Here is an 18,055-nt window from a genome sequence, read left to right as displayed (position 1 = left end):
CGCCGACTGGAGCCCTGCCGACCTTCCGGAGCAAGGAATTCAGGGTGCATTTTTCGCTCCCCTGCGCGTTCTGTGAGGGTGGCCGGGTGGGCAGCAAGTGGGCGCCAATTGTGTCGTCCGTCACGTGATGGCGTTCCGCTTTCGCACTCCGCTTCGGCATAGGGGACAAGCGCCACCGGTGACAACGGTGTGTGACTACTTCTTGAGGGTCCGCTGAGGTGACCGAAAGACACGTCCTGACCAGGCCCTTTCCGTCAGTGGAAGATCGTTCCAACTTTCGAGAACACCGCTGACTACGGAGCTTCACTGTGATTCGTCTGCGCAACATCACCCTTGTCGCTGCATGCACATTGACCGCGGCTGCGATCGCAACCTCTCCCGCCGCCGCCGACGGGGACCCGGCAACCACCTCGGTGATCGCCCCGGTGATCGAGGACGACGGCGGCGATTGGATGCCGCCGGCAGACGACCAGGAGCAGGCCGATGCGGCCGCGGCCAAGCAGGCTTTGGACGCTGACCCGCTGACTGCCGCGCAGATCGAGGCTGCGGCCAAGGACACGGCCGACAAGGACCGCCGCATCGCCTTGGAGCCGCAGCCGGGCCTGCCGGCCTCGTACTACCTGGCGAGCAACCACGTCGCCCAGGCCTACAACAACTACTGCGGGCCGGCCACCGCCAAGATGACGCTGGGACACCAGGGCTACAACCTCTCGCAGGCCAGCCTCGCCTCCCGCTTCGGCATCAGCCCCGGCAACGGGGGCACGAGCTGGGACGCAATGCTCAGGACGCTCAAGGCGTACACGAACGGCAACTACGCGGGCAACTCCCTTGCCTACAGCCCCAGCGCCCGCGACAAGGAGGAGTACAAAGCCCACCTCAAGATCGACATCGCTAGAAACAAGGACTCCATCGCCGGCAACGTCCTGGAGCCGAAGGGCAGCCGCATCCGCCTGGCCGGCCACCCGATCAACCAGACCATCTACCACTGGGTCAACATCCGCGGCTACAAGAACAGCGGCGCCGACAGCCAGGTGCAGGACCCCGCGACCAGCGTGTGGTCCGGCGTGAAGGCCAACTCCCCTGTTCCGTCCAACAATCTGGTCATTATGATGGGCGGCCGTGGCTATCAGTGGTAGAAGACTCGCCTCGCTCTGCGCCGTAGCGGCCCTCAGCGTAGGGGCATGCGCGCCCGGGCCCTCACAGTCCGCCAGCGGCGAAAGGCCTCTGGCCGCCCCCGCTACGAGGCGCGCGTTCTGCAAGGTCAGCTTGCCGGAACCGTGGCGCAAGGCTCGGGCCGGCACCACCTACACCACCGCGGCCAATCCTCGTGCTTACGAGGGCGTGGTCAGCCCGGACGGCAAGAAGATCTTTGCCGAGGAGTCCGACGGACGCGTCACACGGGTTGTCATGCGCACACCCGGTGGCGGTCAGACGCTCATCGACCAGATGCCGCAGGCGCGTTCGAAGCGCCTCCAGCAATACGTCCTGTGGGGCTTCGACGGCAGGTGGCTCGTCTACGAAGCGTCCTTCGATGCCGAGAACATGAACGACTGGGCCATCTATGCATGGGACGCGAAGGCTGGTGGCCGGCCGTTCAGGATCACCCGCAACACCGCGAACGGTCCGTTCCTCTTCCTGCGCGCCCGCGGCGGGAAGGCAGCATGGGCGCAGGGTGGCGGAGGTGGTGGGCGCAAGCAGGTGCATGTCTACGATCTGCAGTCTCGCAGCGACCAGGTGGTGCGTACCGGGATGGTCTCCCCTGTGACCGTGTCCGGTGACCTGGTGGTGTGGCGCGAGGCGTTCTCCGCGTCGACCCCCGTGCAGGTGCGGGCGGCCTCGCTGTCCACGGGCCGAGGTGCGCGCCTGCCGGAGCAGGTCGCGAAGGTCAAGGGCACGACGTTCATCACCGGCAGCAGTGACGGGCGAGCCTGGGCGTGGACCTCGCCGGACATGCGCAAGCTGTACGCCTGGAAGAAGGGGTGGAAGACCTCCGCCCTGGTGGCCACGGTGAGCGAGGGCCAGTTCTTCGACCAGATGGAGATCGCGGGGGACCTGATCACGTGGCAGGACGACTCCGGTCTCTGGGCGGCAGATCTCAGATCTCAGTCCATGACCAGGCTCAACAAGGACGGGGTACCGCACGCCAATGGAGACAAGCTCCTGGTCTCCTACCAGACCGGGGGCTTCAGCAAGGACCCGGCCGCCTACAAGGGAACCACCGCCTACGTCCTCACCGCGTCCCGCCTGGAACCGCTCACCCCCTGCCGTGGCTGGGCACCCATACCCCAGCCGGCAGACGAGACTGCAGCCCCCGACGGTCCCGCCGAACCGGCACTGCTGTAATTCCAACCGTCAGCATCCATAGCAGGGCAAGCCGAAGCGCGGCACTCGCCGGCTGTGAAGGGTCCTCCCCAAACTTTGGGGAGGACCCTTCTGTCGCCCAGGACCTGCTGGTACGCATGGCGGCGGGGCGCCGCGGTTCCGAGCGGCCGCTCTCGCAGTTCTTCAGCTGGAGCACCACTTCGGCGGCTTCTCGGGTAAGAGGTCGACACTCTGGACCGATATGCACAGGGAGGCGGAACTGCGTCTGCTGTTACGAGAGTGCCGAAGACGCGCGTAGCATCCGCATCGACGAGCTCGACGACGACACAGGCCTGACCTCTGCCGATGTTGAAATAAGGATCATCCGACAGCCCCAGCATGGAACGGTGCGGTTGCTGAAGGGCCGCGGCCGGGCCGTCTACACGCCAGACCCGCAGTTCGGCGGAGCAGACATGTTCGATTACACGATCAAGCTCCGAGGCAAGCCTGAGGTACAGAAGATCAGGTATACCGTCGAAGTCGGGCTCAGTCCGGGCGCCCAGTACCAACTGGCCTACAAGTATGAGAACTGCGACGCCGTTCGAGCAGCAGGCGTGCCCCGTTGCAGCGCGGCCAGGACGGGTACGACAGCCACTTGGACGCAGACATGGACGGCATGGCCTGCGAGTAGCCGCTCGGTCAACACCACACCGCCTGTGGAGCGGCAGACATCGAAGTCCCGCCGCTTTCAAGGACAGCGCCTACACCTGTTGCCTGGCCCCCTCAAGCGTAGGCGTAGGTGCCCCGCCGGTCTCCGGGACCTCGACGAGGCAGGTCGAGCCCCTGTCGACGGAGGCCTGCGGGAGCCGGTCGACGGTTTCACGTGGGCACCGCAGCGCGGTACGAGGCTGCCGGCCCATGCATCGCCCGGCGGACCGTACGAAGGAGTGGAAGCGCCCAGCGGCGGCGCAAGTTCACGGTCGGGTTCTTCATGGACCAGCCGACGGGCGCCCGAAGCCCAGGCGGAAAGGTATTGGCCGTGTCTCGAGTCACCGGGAGGAGCACGGTCCGCGTAAGTGCAGTGTCGCGCGGTGTTGCATTAGGCCAGCTGGCGCAAAGTGAACTCAGTCTCGTATGCCGGGAACTCTCGCTGAAGCGTCTCGTTGCGCTGCACGTTCTGCCTCTGGCGACCTCACGCAGCTGGCCGCAGCCGGTAGGCAACCAGGAGCGCAACGGCGGCGAACGCGAGGAAGGCAGCTGTACCGAGCCAGAAACCTGCGTGGCCACCAGACTCCGTCGCATGGATGGGGGCCGGGTCGTGGCAGTTCGGCCCAGCCGGTTCGACGCGCAGGCGAGCCCACGGGGTATTGGGTATACCGGTGCCGGCGGCGGTGACGGCGTAGAGGCCCGGGGGCGCAGCGCAACGGATCCGCACGACAGCCGACAAGTTCTTGCTGCCGCGCATCACGACCGGCTCCACGAATGCCGGCGACGACAGCGTCACCTCCCCGTACACCATCATGTGCGAGTTGTCGTAGGCGGTCAGCGACTTGCCGGCGCGCACCGTACGCACGTCCCACGGGGTTTGGGGCCAGGGAGTGTCCGAACCCCAGCGCTCTTCCTGCGATTCCGGCGGGCGGGCAGCGGTTCGGCGTTCGCACTGCTGCCGGGTCTGCCCCGCATCCGGCTCCACGCGCATCCACGCCCAGGATCGGCCCGTGTCACCACTGTCCGCTTCGTCGGCAGGGTGGGCAAGCCGCACCTCGTAGAGCCCGGCCGGAGTGGAGCAGGCGATCGTGGCTACCGCCTTGAGCCGGTCATCGCGGATCCGCAGGGTTCCAGGGTGCACGAAGGCGGTGGATGTCAGCCGGGTGCCGTTCCGTACGCCGGAGTCGACCCCCGCTTGAGCATCTACGGAGATCTGGTCTCCCGGCTTCACGGAAATTTCCTTCGCGCCCGCAGAAATCGGAATTGGTGCGTCCGAATTCGTGGCCGCGGTGGCACTACCCCCGACCAGTGCCGATATCAGCAGCGCCGCTGCGGCCGCCGAGACCGGTCCATTCCTCCACCTGACCAACTGTCGCACCCTGCCTCCTCGTTGACGATCATTCGCGAACGTGCATACCCTGCCACCTCGCCGAGAAGCGAATCCAGTCGCGACCCGCATTCTCGGCCATCACAGCAGCATTTTGAGTCACTCGTTTCAAGGAAAACTACTTGCACTCCAAACGGCTGGCCACGTGTGTCCTGGCACTCGCAGCGGCCCTCCTGTCAGCGCCCTCCGCGTCTGCATCCGGAAGCCCCACAGCAACCCCTATCGAATCCCCCTCCCCTTCCATATCGCCCTCCGCGTCCCCTTCCGCTTCGGCAACCATTCAGCCCAGTGCCTCACCCCCTCAAGCCTCGACGCCGGTTACATCGGAATCCGCAGCAACGCCATCCCAGACCCCGGCCGAACCCTCGCCGGACGAGGAAGTGGAATTCTGGACCGCCGAGCGCATGGCCCAGGCCGAGCCCCTGGATGCCGACCGCGGACAGACCGCCGGCAGCCTGCGCAGGAGCAGCAGCGAGCAGCTCGAAGAAGCCGGTAGCGAGGGGCCCGAGGAGGGACCTCCTGCCGGCACGCCGACCGCTACCCACTTCGAAGGTCTGCCCATGGTGGGCACGTTCTTCTTCCAGGGGACGCCCGTCAGTGGTGACGCCACGTATTGCAGCGGCAGTGTGGTGCGCAGCAAGGGCAAGAACATGGTGCTGACCGCCGGGCACTGCGGCATCGCGCTGCGCAGTGCGGTCCACCGCATCTTCGTGCCGCAGTACCGCTACGGTCAGTCGTCCGCCGACCAGCCCTGGGGGGTCTACCCCCTGACCGACGTGTACATCGACGACCGCTACAAGAAGAACAGCCGGGAGGCGGTCTCCGACCTCGACTTCGCGTTCGTTCTGGTCGGCAAGGGCCCCAGGGGCAATGTGGAGGAGGTCACCAGCGCCCTCACCCTGACGCCGACCAGCACCTACGAGCACAACGTGACGGTGGTTGGCTACCCGGCGAGAGACGAGGACAACAACTCTCACCGGGCCATCCAGTGCGACGTCCGTACCAAGCGCCTCTACGGCTTTCGCCAGATGAGGATGGAGTGCGGCGGCTACTACGGCGGTGTCTCCGGTGGTCCCTGGATCCGGAACTACAACCCCCGCGCCCGCACCGGCGAGGTGATCGGCAACGTCGGCGGCGTCGGCGGCGGTGGCGATGTCCACTGGATCTCGTACGCCCCGGTATACGGCCAGGACGCCCTCGAGCTGTACAACGACGCCGCTAACGACATCGGCGAGAAGAACGTCCACCGGACCAAGCCCTACCAGGGCCCCGGCGACGGACCGATTCTCCCCGGCGGCGGTACTACCTGGAAACATGCCAAGCAGATCGCGTCCGGCGACTTCCGGGCGACCGGCCACAGCGACCTGCTGGTCCTGTGGACCGACGGCGAGGTCACCCTCTACCCCGGCGACGGCAACGGAGGCTTCGGCAAGGAGCGCCAGCTGCTCGCGCCGAACGCCACCTGGAAGACGGCCGCAGGGATCACAGCGGGGGACTTCACCGGGTCCAACCAGTTTGACCTCCTGGTGCGCTGGGACAGCGGACGGCTCAGCCTGCACGGCGATGTCGGCACCAACGGGCTGGGCGGCAGCGGCACCCAGATGGCCCCGGCCGGCTCCATCTGGAGCCACGCCACACAGATCGCGGCCGGCCGCTTCAACGCGCAGACCTACGTGACCGACCTGATGGTGCGCTGGTCGGACGGGGAACTCACCCTCTACACCAACGTCAGCGCCGGCACCCTCGGCCAGGAGCACAAGCTCAAAGAACCCAACAGCACCTGGAAGGACGCCACGCTCCTGACGTCCGGACAGTTCTCCGGCAGCCAGAAGTGGGACCTGATGGTCCGCTGGACGAGCGGCGAACTCGACAACTACGTGGGCACGACCACCGGTGGCCTGGGCAGCCAGAAGCAGGTCCAGGGCCCCAATAAGACCTGGACCCACAGCGTGATCATGACCACCGGCGAGTACACCGGCGACGGCCTCGCCAACGACCTCGTCATCCGCTGGTCCGACGGCGAGACGACCATGTACCGCGACACCCGCATGACCACCCTCGGAACGGAACGCATGCTCGTTCCGCCGGCATGACCGGTTCAGCCATCGTCCGAGTGTTCTTGCCGCGCCCACCATCTTCGCGTGACGCTCCGACCTTGGTGCGCTGCGGCCGCCTGGTGCGCGGCGAGCGCGCAACCGTAGGCCGTCGCCTTGCAGCCTCTCGCGTCCTCACCGGTTCCGTGGGGGGCGTCGGCCCGCGACTCTGATGCGGCGTCGACCGGGCTCCAACGCAGTACGGGCGGCATCTTGTGAAAGATGCCGCCCGTGACTATGTCTTAATGTTGCTGATCTGCCAGGCGATGGCGCCGCTGGCGCCAGGCCTTCCCTTGATACTGAAGTCCAGCACCTTCGACTTGCTGGTTACACGGTAGGAGGACGGGTTGGCATCGCAGGCCTGAACGTGTGGCTTGAAATCGGCAACCACGACCTCGACAGATCCGGTTCCAGCACAGGCGATCAACACTTGGTAGGTCTTGCCCGCAGGGAGAGGCGACTGGTTGTGGACCCCTTGTGCAACCGTGTCGTCACCCGACTCGACGAACGCCGGGTCGTTGGTGTCCAGTGTGCTCACTGCGGCGTGGGCGCGGTCTGACAGTGCCTTGTCGACGGCGGTAGCTGTCGGCTTCGGCGTAGCCGGATGGGGTGCCGACTTGCTGACGGTGGGCTCGGGGCTGGCATCGGGTCCTGAGCAGCCCGCGATTCCGCTTATGGCGACCGTGGTGAGCAGCAGGGCGGCCGAGACTCGCTTCACGAGTAGGTCTTCCAAAACTTCCATCCGAGCTCGTCCCAGTCGGGAACGTTGAAGACGCCGGTCCGGGTGACCCGCTTGCCGCAGCGGTCCGGAGTGGACTCCCACTTCTTCCACGTGATCTTGCGTCCCCATGAGCCGTACTGGACGTGGCCGTACATGCCCTCAGGGATGGCACGGTTGTACTGGTGGCCAACGGTGATCGACGCCTCAACGCCCAGCGTCGCGTCGACCTTGGCCTTGGCGGCGGCCACGACCCCGCTCACCTCGGTCTCAAAGCCGAGGGTGCCTTCGACCTTGAGCTTGCCTGCAGTATGGACGCTGACGAGCATGGTTCCGCCCGGGCCATCCTTGAACGACGTGCCGGGCCACCGCATGTGGAGCTCGGGTGCGACCGATGACACTTCGTACCACTTGTAGTACGGGTTGTCGCAGCGGGTGGGAGCAGGCTTGTCGGCATCGGCTCCGGTGACCTCGGGCAGCTGGCTGCCGGCTTCCGCGACCTGCGGGTCGTACACCTCGTTGGGGTCGTAGTTGATCTCGACCCCGGTGTCGGTGGTCGGCGGCTCCGGCTCGGGCGTTGCGGCTACTGCCGACGTGCTCAGCGTAGCCATGACAAGGAACGCAGCAGGGATCGCCGCCAGCTTGCCTCGCGTGGTAAACAAATTCCCCCCTCAGGAACACGTGTCGCCAACGGGCCTGGTCACGCCCGTTGATCGCGTGGGTCGCCGCTGAATCTAGGATCTTGACCGAGCACGGTCAACGCTTCAGGTTGGCCTCTGAGGGTAATTTGAGGGTTGCGCTGCGTAATGCAGGGCAGTCAGGGTAGAACTTCGCCGATCACTGGTTGCGCTACTTAGCGGGAGCATTTGCAGTAAGCCTGGCAAAAGGTGTGCTAGTGCAACAGAGGGTGCATCTCTGGTGCAGTCTGGGCACGCGATCTCCCACAGGCTGTCGGGGAATGTCTACTCCCGTCGCCACACGAAGCTCCTCCGCCTCGATGTGGCCTGCTCGGCAGCCGCTCCTCGAGGACGCGCCGCCGCTCATCGTCGGACAGCCCGGGCAGCTCCCGGTCGATGTCTTCGCCGATCCGGCCCGGGGCGCGGCGGATGTGAATCACGTTCTGGCAGTCTCGCACCCGGTCCTGGTGTCCAGCCGGATCCCGTCATCGCAGCGCCGGTCCGAGTGGGATGGCCGCTGGACCAGCCAGCGCCGGATCAGTCAGCCGTACGGGCCGGTGACCCTCGGGGCCGGTCACGGCGAACCACCTTGGTCGTGTTGATGTATCTGCCGGCCCAAGTCTCCCGGCGCACTGCTCGTCCGATAGGTCGCTCGGGTACAGCTTGCGTTTACTCACATCACCACACCAGCAGACGAGCGGCTGAGGACCGGCGGATTCTGCCCCCGCACCCACACCATCAGGCGACGACAGAGCCGCCCAAAACCTCACGAACCGCCCTCTCAAAGATCCCCAACGAGCGGCCCACCACGAAGGCGGCAACGTCCCAATCAGTCCATTCAGCCAGGCCCTCGGAAAGATCCACAAGCCGATCCTGCCATCACACGATCGGACCCGGTGAACCTTTCCGGTCACAGCACTAGCAGTTCTGGGTGGTGAACTTCGTCGCAGGCTCTGTGCCGGTACCAGCATCTTCCTCTGGCAGCGCCCAGCGGGCAATGTTGCCGTAGTGATCCTCGATCAACAGCTTTCCACCCTTCACGGGCACGTTGAGGTCGGCGATGGCCTTGTACTCTTCGTTCGCCTTGACTGTCGCGTAGGGCGTGAAGGCATCGGTGCAGCCGTGCCAAGGCGCATCTGTGTAGTCCCAGGCTTCGGTCATCTCCGGACCCCGCGCCCACTTGATGTGGTTGTCCATTTGCCGACCGAGGTTTCCCCCCGTCGCGGACTTCATGGTGAAGGCGACCGCCAGCGCGTACTTCCCGTTCAGGGGAAGCGTCTTGTCCTTGGCGAAGGCGTTCCGGTAGGCGATGCCGGTGAGTGTGACCTGCATGGGGCGACCTTCATCGTCCTTGAGCGTGATGGTCTGGCCGATCTGCCGCAGCGCCGGGTCTGTAGCACCGCCCTCCCCCGGGACCTGGTCTACCGCCCCCGGTGGCCGGGAGTCGAGGCCGCCACCGCCCTCTGCACACCCCGCCACCGCAATGGATACCGACAGCATCACGACCACTAATGCCTTCTTCATGGATGAAGCAACCCCTGTCCTCGTTGCCATCGGGGCATCGGCTTCTGCGCGTGAGTCCTTGCTGCGTCGTGCTCGTCGACCTCAGTCCCACAGGCATCTCGTGTGTACGAACGCTACCGGCAATTCGATCATGGTGCGTTGAGATGGTCATCCTCGGCAACGACCACTCCGCAAGCGGCCTGATCCCCAACCCGGCAAAGGTTCACGGTCACAGCACTAGTAGACGGTCGTGCTGGACGGCCCCGCCCCCGTGTCGCTCTCCTTGGATCGCGGTTCTCGTGCGCGGGTGAACTCTGCGGCCCGCTCGTGCCGTGCGCGGTGTGCTCCTCTGGACGTCTTGCAGCGGGTACCGACACCCTGACCGCAGGCTGGGCAGGCGACCTCGTACACACCCCACGGGCGTCCCGGTTGCCGCTCCTCGCGCTCCTCCAGGATCGGTCGCAGCCGCTCGTCGTGCGGAACGATCCGTGCGCGGCCGGCTTCGGACCCGTCGACGATGACGCAGCCCTGGCCGCTCTCGACATGGCAGCGCGGGCAGCCCCGCTTGATCCACTCCCGCCGAGACACCTGCTTGTACAACGGCATCCGCGGCTGTTCCTCGCCGGTGGGCGCCTGCCCGACCGACGGTTGCGGCGCCATGCCGCCTGCCGGCTTGTTGGGACTCGCCATCTCCCGCCAGCGCTGGACCTCCGCGCGTTCACGGCCGCCCAGGACTGCATCCGCCGTGTCCGCGGCCCGCAGCAGCTTCTCGATCGTGGCACGCCGGAATTCCCGGGGCGCTCGGCGCCGCCCGACTCCCCAACGCCGCAACGTCCACAGCAGGGACCGCACCCGCTCCGCCGCTCGCCGTGCTTCCTCGGCCGCCCGCTGCTCTGCCTCGTATTCCTGCTGACGCTCAGCGGCGTGCGCGGCCAGCAGCGCACCGGCCGCGTCCGCGATCTCGCTCTCCTCGACGGTTCGGTCGTGGCTGGCTGTCGCGGCGGCGCGCACCTGCAGCTCGTAGACCTGGCCGAGGTCCCGCGCGGCCACGGCCTGCTGGAGCCGGGTAAACAGCTCTGCGCGTAACCGGTTCTGGTCTTCGAGCCAGTGGGCGGCGGCTGCGAGGGCAGCGACCAGCTGCGCCCTCGTCGTCTCATCGACGCCGGTCAGGGCGTTGATGTCGCCGCACAGCCGGGTGACCACGACGGGTGACTCCAGCCGTCGGGCGTCGGCCAGCTGCCTCAGTAGAAGCTCCGCGCGCGCCTGGGCGCTTGGGGTTTTCCGGGTCCGGCCAGTGGGCCAGGCGGCGACAGGCCGGGCGGCCCGAGCGTGGACGATCCGCTCCACCGCCGGCGTCGACAGGCCGCGTTCGGTCATCTGGCACTCGTCCAGCTTGAACCACTCTGTGCCCCGGGCGAAGGCCTCGGTGCCGATCCGGACCTGCCGGTGGGTGCCCTCGCTGTGCAGGCGGATCCGGTGGACATACCTGCGCCGGACCAGTGTGTCCGCATCGACCGGCACCGACACCCCCAGCACCGGCTCCACACCGGCCTCGTCCCACACCGGCGCCACGGCCTGGTCCAGGTGCACCCGCAGTCGGCCCTGCGCCACGGCGATGTCCACCACCGACCCGATGGGGATACCAGCCGGCCGGGCGAAGACGATTTCGGCTTCCGTCCCGCGGCCGCGGAGCCAGGAGGCCGCCGCCGCCTTCACATACAGATGATCCGCGCTCGACACCCCGCGCGACGCCCGGCCGCACATGTGCGGCTCTCCGTCCGCCCCCGGATGGTGCGCGAAGTGGCATACACGGTCGGTATAAAGCTTCGTCGTCAACTGCGCACCACACCCGCCGAGCAGTACACCGCACCAGAACGTGTCGAACTCGTGCCGGCGACGGAACGCGTCCAGCTCGATCGCCTCCATGGGCAGCATCAACGGCTCCTCCGAGCCCGCCCCGCCCAAGACCGCCGTCTGGATCTGCCGCCTGTCACCCCGCACCCGCCCACCCCTTCATCCCATCCCAGCGTGCCCCCTGGCCGCACCCACCACCCTCGAACGTCGTGTTTACGCCGCGGTGCGCAGCGAGGATGGCTGCGCGGCAGCGATTACCTCCACCGCGGGCACGGCCGTGCTGCGGCTGAGGTTTGATCGCGCGGCCGAGCCAGACCACCAGTAGGTCGGCCTGCACGGCGCCCCATCCCCTGTACAGGTCCATTCCACGGCGGTTGCTCCCGCCGTCACGCGCCTTGGAAACCAGACCCGTGCCGTGCGGCGACCCGAAATGCAGCCTGCTGCCGGAGTATCTGGGTGAAAGTCGACTGTGTCACTCGCCGCGGTCCAGCTTCCGTGCTGAATGATGGGGTCACCTGGCCCGAGGCGGGCCACGTTCCGGCCGTCGCCCGATCCGGCGTGCAGGAACGCAAGGAGCGTGACATTGCACCGGCCTGCACCACCAAGAACACCACCAGCAGCTCGCCAGTCTTCATAGGCGTGCCGGGATCGGGCCACGGCATGTCGGGAAGGCAGGCTATGAGCCGCCGCTCTTCGTGGGAATCCCGCAAGCACCACTACTGGTCTGACTGCACTGGCAACTCCCTCCGCGCGAGCCGGCGGATCGGACACCCAGCCCCGCCCGCCGCGGACGCGCAGGCACTGCTCGAAAGTTGGGTCCTCGAGCAACTTGGCCTGTCTCCCGATCTGTCTGCGCATCCGTTCGGCGTCGCCTCGCTGACCTGCTCTGCCGCCTCCCTCACCCTGCACCTCGACCCGTATCTAGGACGCGAGCGCCACTCCTTCCCCGAGCATTGCCTGCACCGCCTGCTGCCCGCGGCCCCCGCACCCGGTAGCGGAGACGAACTGGGCGGAATCCCCGGCCTCCGCGTCGGCGGCACCGAGGCTGGCGGGCGGAAGCTGCGCCTGCACATGGTGGACGGCCTCGGCCCTGCTCAACTCACGCTCGCACTTCCTCCTGGGCTGCCGGAGACGTGGCCGGCCGTGGAACGCCGGCACCGGAGCTGGGTCAAAGGCCACGGCATGCGACCGCTATGGGCGACCCCATGGCTCGACTACGAGGAGTCTGACTACCTCGATGCCTGCCTCGCACGGGCCCGCTCCGCTCGGGCCACCATGGGAAGCGCCCTGCTCCGCAGGCTTGCCCTCTTCCACACCAGCGCCGCCTTCTACCGCGTCCGATGCTGGGATGAAGGCGACACCTGGAAGATCGACGCCTGCACGGCCAACCCCAGCACCCAAGGCCACGACCAACTCCTGCAACGCCTGTGCCATCCGCGTTGGGGGCTGCCGGTGAACCTGGCCCATGCCTTCTGCCACTGCGCCGGACACGAGTCCCCCTACGCATGGGGGCACACCTGTGCCTTCTACCTGGACGGCCTCGAACCCAGCGGGGCGGAAGCCATCTACCTGCGCGTTCACGCCAGCCCTGAAGGGCGCGACCACGACCGGCAGATCGAGACCCTGCGCCGGGCGGGAGCGCCAAAGGAGTGGATGGACCGGGCCTTTCCCACAGACGCGCTCCAGGACCATCGGGGCACACAGAGAAGGTAGCTGTGCGTCGGCTTGCCAGCTGCTCCCGCAGTCGTACTGGTTGCCGCGCACGACGGGCGCCAGCCAGGGGTAGGGCTACACCGTCCATCCGTGCGTGAGTCAGGGCGGCCTGATCAAATCGAACAAACGCGCTCGGCTACAACCGTGGTAAGCCTGCCCCGCGGCCACGAATCGCGGGGCAGGCTCCCTCGCGGTCAGCGCCGACAGGGGGTCGCCCCGCGGAGCTCGTCCCCGGCGACGAGAAGTGCGAGGACGACGGCGACTGCTTCGTCGCGTAGGACCCGGGCCGCCTGCTGGAGCCGGTCCGGGTTCGGTGAGGGCAGGGAGAGGGCTACGCACTGCGGGTCGGTGCCGGTACCGATGGGGACGGCGGCGCAGACGGTGCCGAGGGTGTACTCCTGCAGGTCGAGGAGCGGCTGTCCGGGCCAGCGGTCGTCGAGTTCGTCGAAGAGGACCTCGGGGTTGGTGATGGTGTGGGGGGTGAACTGCTCCATGCGGTACCGGCTGAGGTGGTCGCGGCGTTCGTCGGGCCCGAGTTGGGCTAGAAGGGCCTTGCCGACGGCGGAGGCGTGCGCGGCTTCGCGGAAGTCCACCCACTCGTGCACGACCGGGGTGCGGGGGCCGTCGGCGTACTGGGTGATCGAGACCTCGCCTTCGGTGTAGCTGGCGACGTAGACGGCCGCGCCGACCGCGTCGCGCAGGTAGGCGAGGGTGTCGCGTAGCTCGCCCATGCGGTCCCGGTCGGCGGCGGCGAGCTCCAGGGCGGAGCCGGCCGTGTAGACGTCCGGGCTGAGTGGGGCGACGAGCTGGGCGCGCGCGAGGCGCTGTAGGGCCTGGTTGAGGTGGAGCTGGCCCAGGCCGGTCTCCCGGGCGATCTGGGTCAGGCGTACGCCCCCGGTGTGGCGGTGGACGACCTCGAGCACGCGCAGGGCTTGGTGGGCGGCGGCCAGGCTCGAGCAGGTGGGCCGTCGCGGGGCGCGGCGGGCGATGCGCGCTCCCTGCTTGGCATCGGCGGTCAGCCCCGCGGGGGCGAGGCGAGCGCAACGGGCCAGGGCGGAGGCGAGCTGGCTGGTGGTGCGGTAGACCTCGCCCAGGGCCAGGTCCTCCCGCGGGACGAGGGCGGCCATGGCTCGGTGCAGGGGTGGGGGAAACTGGCGCAGGGCCTTGGGATCGGTTGGTGAGGTGGGGACGAGGTCGGTGGTGCTGATGGGGGGTGAGGACCAGATGACGGAGGCGCCCAGTGGTGCCTCCAAGTCCGGTGGGACGGCCGGCAAGGCTGGTAGGCCGGTCTCGTCGTCGTCGTTGGTGGGGTCGGTGGTCTGCTCCTGCCAGTGGTGGGCGACGGCCACCTCGGCTCGGGAGAGGTGCAGGAGGTAGAGGGCGCGCGCGGCGGTGGCCGACCCTGCGCCGGCGGCGTACTGGAACCAGAACTGGGCGCCCTCCATCCGGCCGGACAGGTGCAGCAGGCTCGCGAACAGCAGAGCGGAAGGCCGGCTGTAGGGCCAGGCGTCCGCGTCGAGGGCGCTCTGGGTGAACTTCGGGCTGTCGACCAGGGCCCGGGCCAGCCGGTCGAGACTGCGGGCCGCCCTGACGTGGCAGGCCGCATCCAGGACCAGCTGGCGGTCGGCAGGGCCGGCCGGCACCCACGAACCGCCGGCGGCGGCGCCGTGCGGGACTGATGCCTGGACGCCCCCCGTCAGGTGCGGAGCCGTTGCGCCGCTGCGGTTGCCAACCACGCGCAGGGCGATGCGTCGGCGGGCTGCGCCCTCGTCGTAGGCGGCGTAGTCGTCGGTGAAGGCATCGGCGGCCAGGAGAGCCTCGTCCACTTCACTCGGCGAGCCGGCAGGGTTGCCGGTTGTGTCGTTCACAGGTCCTTCTCCTCTCCGGGAGTCCAGTCCAAGTTGATCTTTTCGGCCAGCATGCGGCGGGCGGCGTGGATGTGGGAGCGCACCGTGGCAGGGGAGATACCCATCAGCTGCGCGACCTGCGCCCGCTTCTTCTCCAAGATGAACGTCAGCAGCACGACGTCGTAGTGGCGCTCGGGCAGGTCGGCGATCGCGTCGTACAGGCCGATCGTGGAGACCTGCGCCTTGAGCCGGCGGCGCGAGGCAGCCCTCAGTGCGGCGAACTGCGCGGTCCGCACGAGGGCAACCGGGACGACCTCGGCCTCCTGATAGCGCTGGACGTGCTCGCGCAGGTGAGACCAGGCGAAGGCCTGAAGGCTGGCTTCCTGCAGTACCTCGGGCCACACCGTCAGCAGGAAGGTGAACACGTCCTCGACGACGCTCGCCGCGAGGTCGCGATCGCCCAGCTTCCACTTGGCGTACTGCAGGTAGGCCTGGTGGTTCTGCGAGTGGAACGCGACGAACTCCACCGGCATGACACCGGCGAGTTCGACGTCGACCGCCTGCTCGCCGAACGGGTCGTCCTCGGCGTCGGTCATGAACTCCCCCACGGCTGCTCTCCGACCTCGTTCAGGCTGGGACCCGGCATGTCACGTGCCCGGTCCAGGTGGTGACTGGTTGCCGGGCTGCGGCCTGCGGTGAGTTCTGCGGCGCCCACCCGCACTCCGGCGCCCAGCAGCCGACGGAGCCCTCGCGCCACGTCAGGGGTGAACACCCGCACAGCAGTTGCCCCTATCAGAGCCAGAGCGAGCGGTTCGAAGATGTGCACGACGCACGAAGTCCTTCCAGGCGGTCTTTCGACGGGTTGATCCAGGTCTGCCTCCCCCACTCCGGCAGCCGGGGCAGCCACCACGGGATGGCTCCTAACCACCAGCCAAGCGAACCGGCGCCATGAACGTTCAGGACGTCTCGGCAAAACTTCAGGAACAGGCGCATCCGCTTGCGCGTGCGCCCCCTCACGCCCCCATACGCGCCCCCGCCTGCGCGCACTGACGGCTTTCTCAGGTCGGCTGATCGATTCCGCGGTGAATCCCTCCACCCACCCGGGTGAAGCAGCCGAACTCGGGCTGGGCAACCACCCCACCCACCCGCTACAACCCCGGTCGTGATCAAGCAGCTGATGCGCCGCGGCCTGCCAGCCCTCGCCCTCGCCACACTCCCCCTCCTCAGCACGGGCGCCCCCGCCACCTCCGCTGAACCCCCACGGACCGCCCCGCTCCCGACGGCCGTCGGATCAGCCGGCCATCGAGAGCCACTCCCCCTCTTCGAGGCCATCGACCGCATCCCCGTCGCCGACGAGCAGCGCGCCGGCTACACGCGGGATCTGTACAAGCACTGGAACAAGGGCCTGAACGTTGGTGATGGCTGCGACACCCGCAAAGAAGTGATCTTGTCCGAGGCGGTCATCGCTCCGCAGGTCGCCACCGGCTGCAAGCTGACTGGCGGGTCCTGGCGCAGCCCGTACGACAACGTGGTCGTCACCGATGCCGGCCGCCTGGATGTCGACCACTTCGTCCCGCTGGCGGAAGTCCACGACTCCGGCGGCTACGCCTGGGGCGCCGGCCGACGCGAGGCGTACGCCAACGACCAGGGCAGCCCGGACACCCTGATCGCTGTCTCCGCCGCCTCCAACCGCTCCAAGAGCGACAAGGACCCCGCCGAGTGGCTGCCGTCCGACGGCTCTTACCACTGCACTTACGCTGCCACCTGGGTCGCCACCAAGCTCCGCTGGGGCCTCGCGGCCGACGACGCCGAGCGCCAGGCCCTCCTCGGACTCGCCGAGGACTGCCCCACCACCACCGTCGTCTACCAGACCGCGCCCTGACCTGGCCTACCTAAGTGCGCTGGTACAGGCCGCCATCCGTCCCTGTGACTACGCGGCCGTGCGGTTCCCCGATCGATGCTGGCCGCTGCGTCGCCTCTTTAACGCGTCCCGAGACGATCACCTTTTGAGCCGTCCCAGCCCATGCACTCGGGCCAGTGCCGACCACCCCACCGAGATCAGGAGGATCACCCATGGGCAGAAGGAAGCCTGGCAAGCCGCGACGCGAGCGGAGTCAGACGTACACACTGCAACAGCTGCAACCCCCGGGCTACGACGAGTGGCTCAACATCGGATCCAACTTCACGGCCGACGCAGCCGCTGCCGACTCACGCCTCAACGAGGAGTCGGTCGACCTGATGAGGCGCTTTGCCCGCTTGCAGCCTCTCTACCGCGGGCTGATTCCCATGCAAGCGGTGCAGCTCGACATGGCTCTCGACCAGGGTGCTATCCCGATCAGCAAAGGCGACGACGAGCACGCATCTCTCATCCCCATGGAGGAGATCGCTGCTCTGATGGGAGCCGACTCCAGCGACGTTCGAGAGAGCATGCACCGGCTGCACTCCGTCGGCGCATTCCTGTTGGAGGAAGTCGCTGACGGAGTTCCGCTGATCCGCGTCGTCAGTCAGCCGCCACGACGCCCCGGGGACCCGTGGATCTTCCACGGAACTGCCGAGGACACACTCGTGCCATCGACCTGCATCCCCACTCGCCCCAGCGATCTACCCCCCGACGAATTCGCAGCATTGGCGTTCATCAGGACACACATGTCCCGGGGCACCGAGCCGCTCCCCGAAGAGTTCGCGAAGCACGACGGCATCGATTCCGTCGGATACGCCCGCCAGCTGTTTGAGGCCGTCGACGAACTGGCACAGGAAAAGGGATGCGGCACCTGCCCCTCCGCGTACCTCTGCACCCGGGTGGACGAGGCAAGGTGAACGGAAATCAGCTTGTCGTGCTCCGTGGCCGTCTGTGGGTTAACCCCAAGGACGACGCCCACGCCTTGCGGTGTGTCGCTCGCACCACGAAGGGCGACCGCTGCCGGAACCCGATCGAGAACGGGCAAGTGCTCGGCGTACGCGAATTCCAACTCGGCACCGCCGGATACGTCAGCGCATACGGTCACTACGGCCAGGCTGGGGCTGTCGATGCCGACCGCTGGCTCGCCCAGCACTGCTCCGTCCACGATGCGCCGGGTGTCCTTGACCACGACGCACCCGAGCTTCGCCGGTTCGACATCACGCGGGACGCCTCGTTCCTGAGGCCCTATCCCGTGGAGGCTGCCTTCGACGGGCAGGCCGCTGCCGACTGAGCGCGCTCTTTGAAAGCAACCTCCTGGAGTGAAGTGCAAGTCGGCCAGCCAATGACTGTCGTC

General features: G+C 67.6%; 15 protein-coding genes and 1 pseudogene. 9 read left to right on the top strand and 7 right to left on the bottom strand.

What is annotated here, in order from left to right; all coding sequences use genetic code 11:
• Positions 1–308 precede the first annotated feature (308 nt).
• The 4 genes and pseudogenes from ACIQCH_RS13185 (at position 309) to ACIQCH_RS13170 (ending at position 2,992) form a co-directional block, all read left to right on the top strand.
• Positions 309–1,136: a C39 family peptidase gene (locus tag ACIQCH_RS13185; RefSeq protein ID WP_402580752.1), complete on the top strand. Its 828-nt coding sequence runs from the start codon at positions 309–311 to the stop codon at positions 1,134–1,136.
• Positions 1,137–1,266: 130 nt separating this feature from the next.
• On the top strand, positions 1,267–2,343 hold the full coding sequence (locus ACIQCH_RS13180) for a hypothetical protein (RefSeq protein WP_402580751.1): 1,077 nt from the start codon (positions 1,267–1,269) through the stop codon (positions 2,341–2,343).
• A 116-nt stretch (positions 2,344–2,459) separates the two neighbouring features.
• A pseudogene (locus ACIQCH_RS13175) lies at positions 2,460–2,783 on the top strand (hypothetical protein); the annotation flags it as partial.
• Positions 2,784–2,923: 140 nt separating this feature from the next.
• The gene (locus tag ACIQCH_RS13170) at positions 2,924–2,992 is read left to right on the top strand and encodes an excalibur calcium-binding domain-containing protein (protein WP_402580829.1); all 69 of its coding nucleotides are present in this window, start codon (positions 2,924–2,926) and stop codon (positions 2,990–2,992) included.
• A 501-nt stretch (positions 2,993–3,493) separates the two neighbouring features.
• Here the strand turns inward: ACIQCH_RS13170 and ACIQCH_RS13165 are convergent.
• Positions 3,494–4,240 (bottom strand): hypothetical protein, encoded by a 747-nt coding sequence (locus ACIQCH_RS13165; protein ID WP_402580750.1) that lies wholly within the window; start codon positions 4,238–4,240, stop codon positions 3,494–3,496.
• 536 nt (positions 4,241–4,776) lie between these two features.
• Here ACIQCH_RS13165 and ACIQCH_RS13160 point away from each other — a divergent pair.
• On the top strand, positions 4,777–6,489 hold the full coding sequence (locus ACIQCH_RS13160) for an FG-GAP-like repeat-containing protein (RefSeq protein ID WP_402580749.1): 1,713 nt from the start codon (positions 4,777–4,779) through the stop codon (positions 6,487–6,489).
• A 235-nt stretch (positions 6,490–6,724) separates the two neighbouring features.
• Here ACIQCH_RS13160 and ACIQCH_RS13155 read toward each other — a convergent pair whose 3' ends face one another.
• The 4 genes from ACIQCH_RS13155 to ACIQCH_RS13140 all read right to left on the bottom strand — a co-directional run bounded on the left by ACIQCH_RS13155 (position 6,725) and on the right by ACIQCH_RS13140 (position 11,322).
• The gene (locus ACIQCH_RS13155; RefSeq protein ID WP_402580748.1) at positions 6,725–7,231 is read right to left on the bottom strand and encodes a hypothetical protein; all 507 of its coding nucleotides are present in this window, start codon (positions 7,229–7,231) and stop codon (positions 6,725–6,727) included.
• A complete protein-coding gene (locus tag ACIQCH_RS13150; RefSeq protein ID WP_402580747.1) occupies positions 7,204–7,818 on the bottom strand; it encodes a hypothetical protein in 615 nt (204 codons plus the stop codon). The genes ACIQCH_RS13155 and ACIQCH_RS13150 overlap by 28 nt, the downstream gene beginning before the upstream one ends.
• Positions 7,819–8,802: 984 nt before the next feature.
• Positions 8,803–9,408: a hypothetical protein gene (locus ACIQCH_RS13145; RefSeq protein WP_402580746.1), complete on the bottom strand. Its 606-nt coding sequence runs from the start codon at positions 9,406–9,408 to the stop codon at positions 8,803–8,805.
• A gap of 216 nt (positions 9,409–9,624) precedes the next feature.
• Positions 9,625–11,322: a hypothetical protein gene (locus ACIQCH_RS13140; protein WP_402580745.1), complete on the bottom strand. Its 1,698-nt coding sequence runs from the start codon at positions 11,320–11,322 to the stop codon at positions 9,625–9,627.
• 477 nt (positions 11,323–11,799) lie between these two features.
• On the opposite strand from ACIQCH_RS13140, the gene ACIQCH_RS13135 reads away from it, so the two are divergent.
• Complete coding sequence (locus ACIQCH_RS13135) at positions 11,800–12,954, top strand: hypothetical protein (RefSeq protein ID WP_402580744.1); 1,155 nt, start codon at positions 11,800–11,802, stop codon at positions 12,952–12,954.
• A gap of 194 nt (positions 12,955–13,148) precedes the next feature.
• Here the strand turns inward: ACIQCH_RS13135 and ACIQCH_RS13130 are convergent, their stop codons facing one another.
• Both ACIQCH_RS13130 and ACIQCH_RS13125 read right to left on the bottom strand, forming a co-directional pair.
• Complete coding sequence (locus ACIQCH_RS13130) at positions 13,149–13,943, bottom strand: IclR family transcriptional regulator (RefSeq protein ID WP_402580828.1); 795 nt, start codon at positions 13,941–13,943, stop codon at positions 13,149–13,151.
• An 875-nt stretch (positions 13,944–14,818) separates the two neighbouring features.
• Positions 14,819–15,409 carry an RNA polymerase sigma factor gene (locus tag ACIQCH_RS13125; protein ID WP_402580743.1) on the bottom strand — a complete coding sequence of 197 codons (591 nt, stop codon included), beginning with the start codon at positions 15,407–15,409 and terminating at the stop codon, positions 14,819–14,821.
• Positions 15,410–15,978: 569 nt separating this feature from the next.
• On the opposite strand from ACIQCH_RS13125, the gene ACIQCH_RS13120 reads away from it, so the two are divergent.
• The 3 genes from ACIQCH_RS13120 to ACIQCH_RS13110 all read left to right on the top strand — a co-directional run bounded on the left by ACIQCH_RS13120 (position 15,979) and on the right by ACIQCH_RS13110 (position 17,992).
• The gene (locus ACIQCH_RS13120) at positions 15,979–16,683 is read left to right on the top strand and encodes an HNH endonuclease family protein (RefSeq protein ID WP_402580827.1); all 705 of its coding nucleotides are present in this window, start codon (positions 15,979–15,981) and stop codon (positions 16,681–16,683) included.
• Between the two features lie 191 nt (positions 16,684–16,874).
• On the top strand, positions 16,875–17,618 hold the full coding sequence (locus ACIQCH_RS13115) for a hypothetical protein (RefSeq protein ID WP_402580742.1): 744 nt from the start codon (positions 16,875–16,877) through the stop codon (positions 17,616–17,618).
• Positions 17,615–17,992 carry a hypothetical protein gene (locus tag ACIQCH_RS13110; RefSeq protein ID WP_402580741.1) on the top strand — a complete coding sequence of 126 codons (378 nt, stop codon included), beginning with the start codon at positions 17,615–17,617 and terminating at the stop codon, positions 17,990–17,992. Before ACIQCH_RS13115 ends, ACIQCH_RS13110 begins: the two co-directional genes overlap by 4 nt.
• Positions 17,993–18,055 lie beyond the last annotated feature (63 nt).

Source organism: Streptomyces sp. NPDC093225 (assembly GCF_044753805.1).
GTDB lineage: Bacteria > Actinomycetota > Actinomycetes > Streptomycetales > Streptomycetaceae > Streptomyces.
This window is presented reverse-complemented; position numbering and strand designations above follow the sequence as displayed.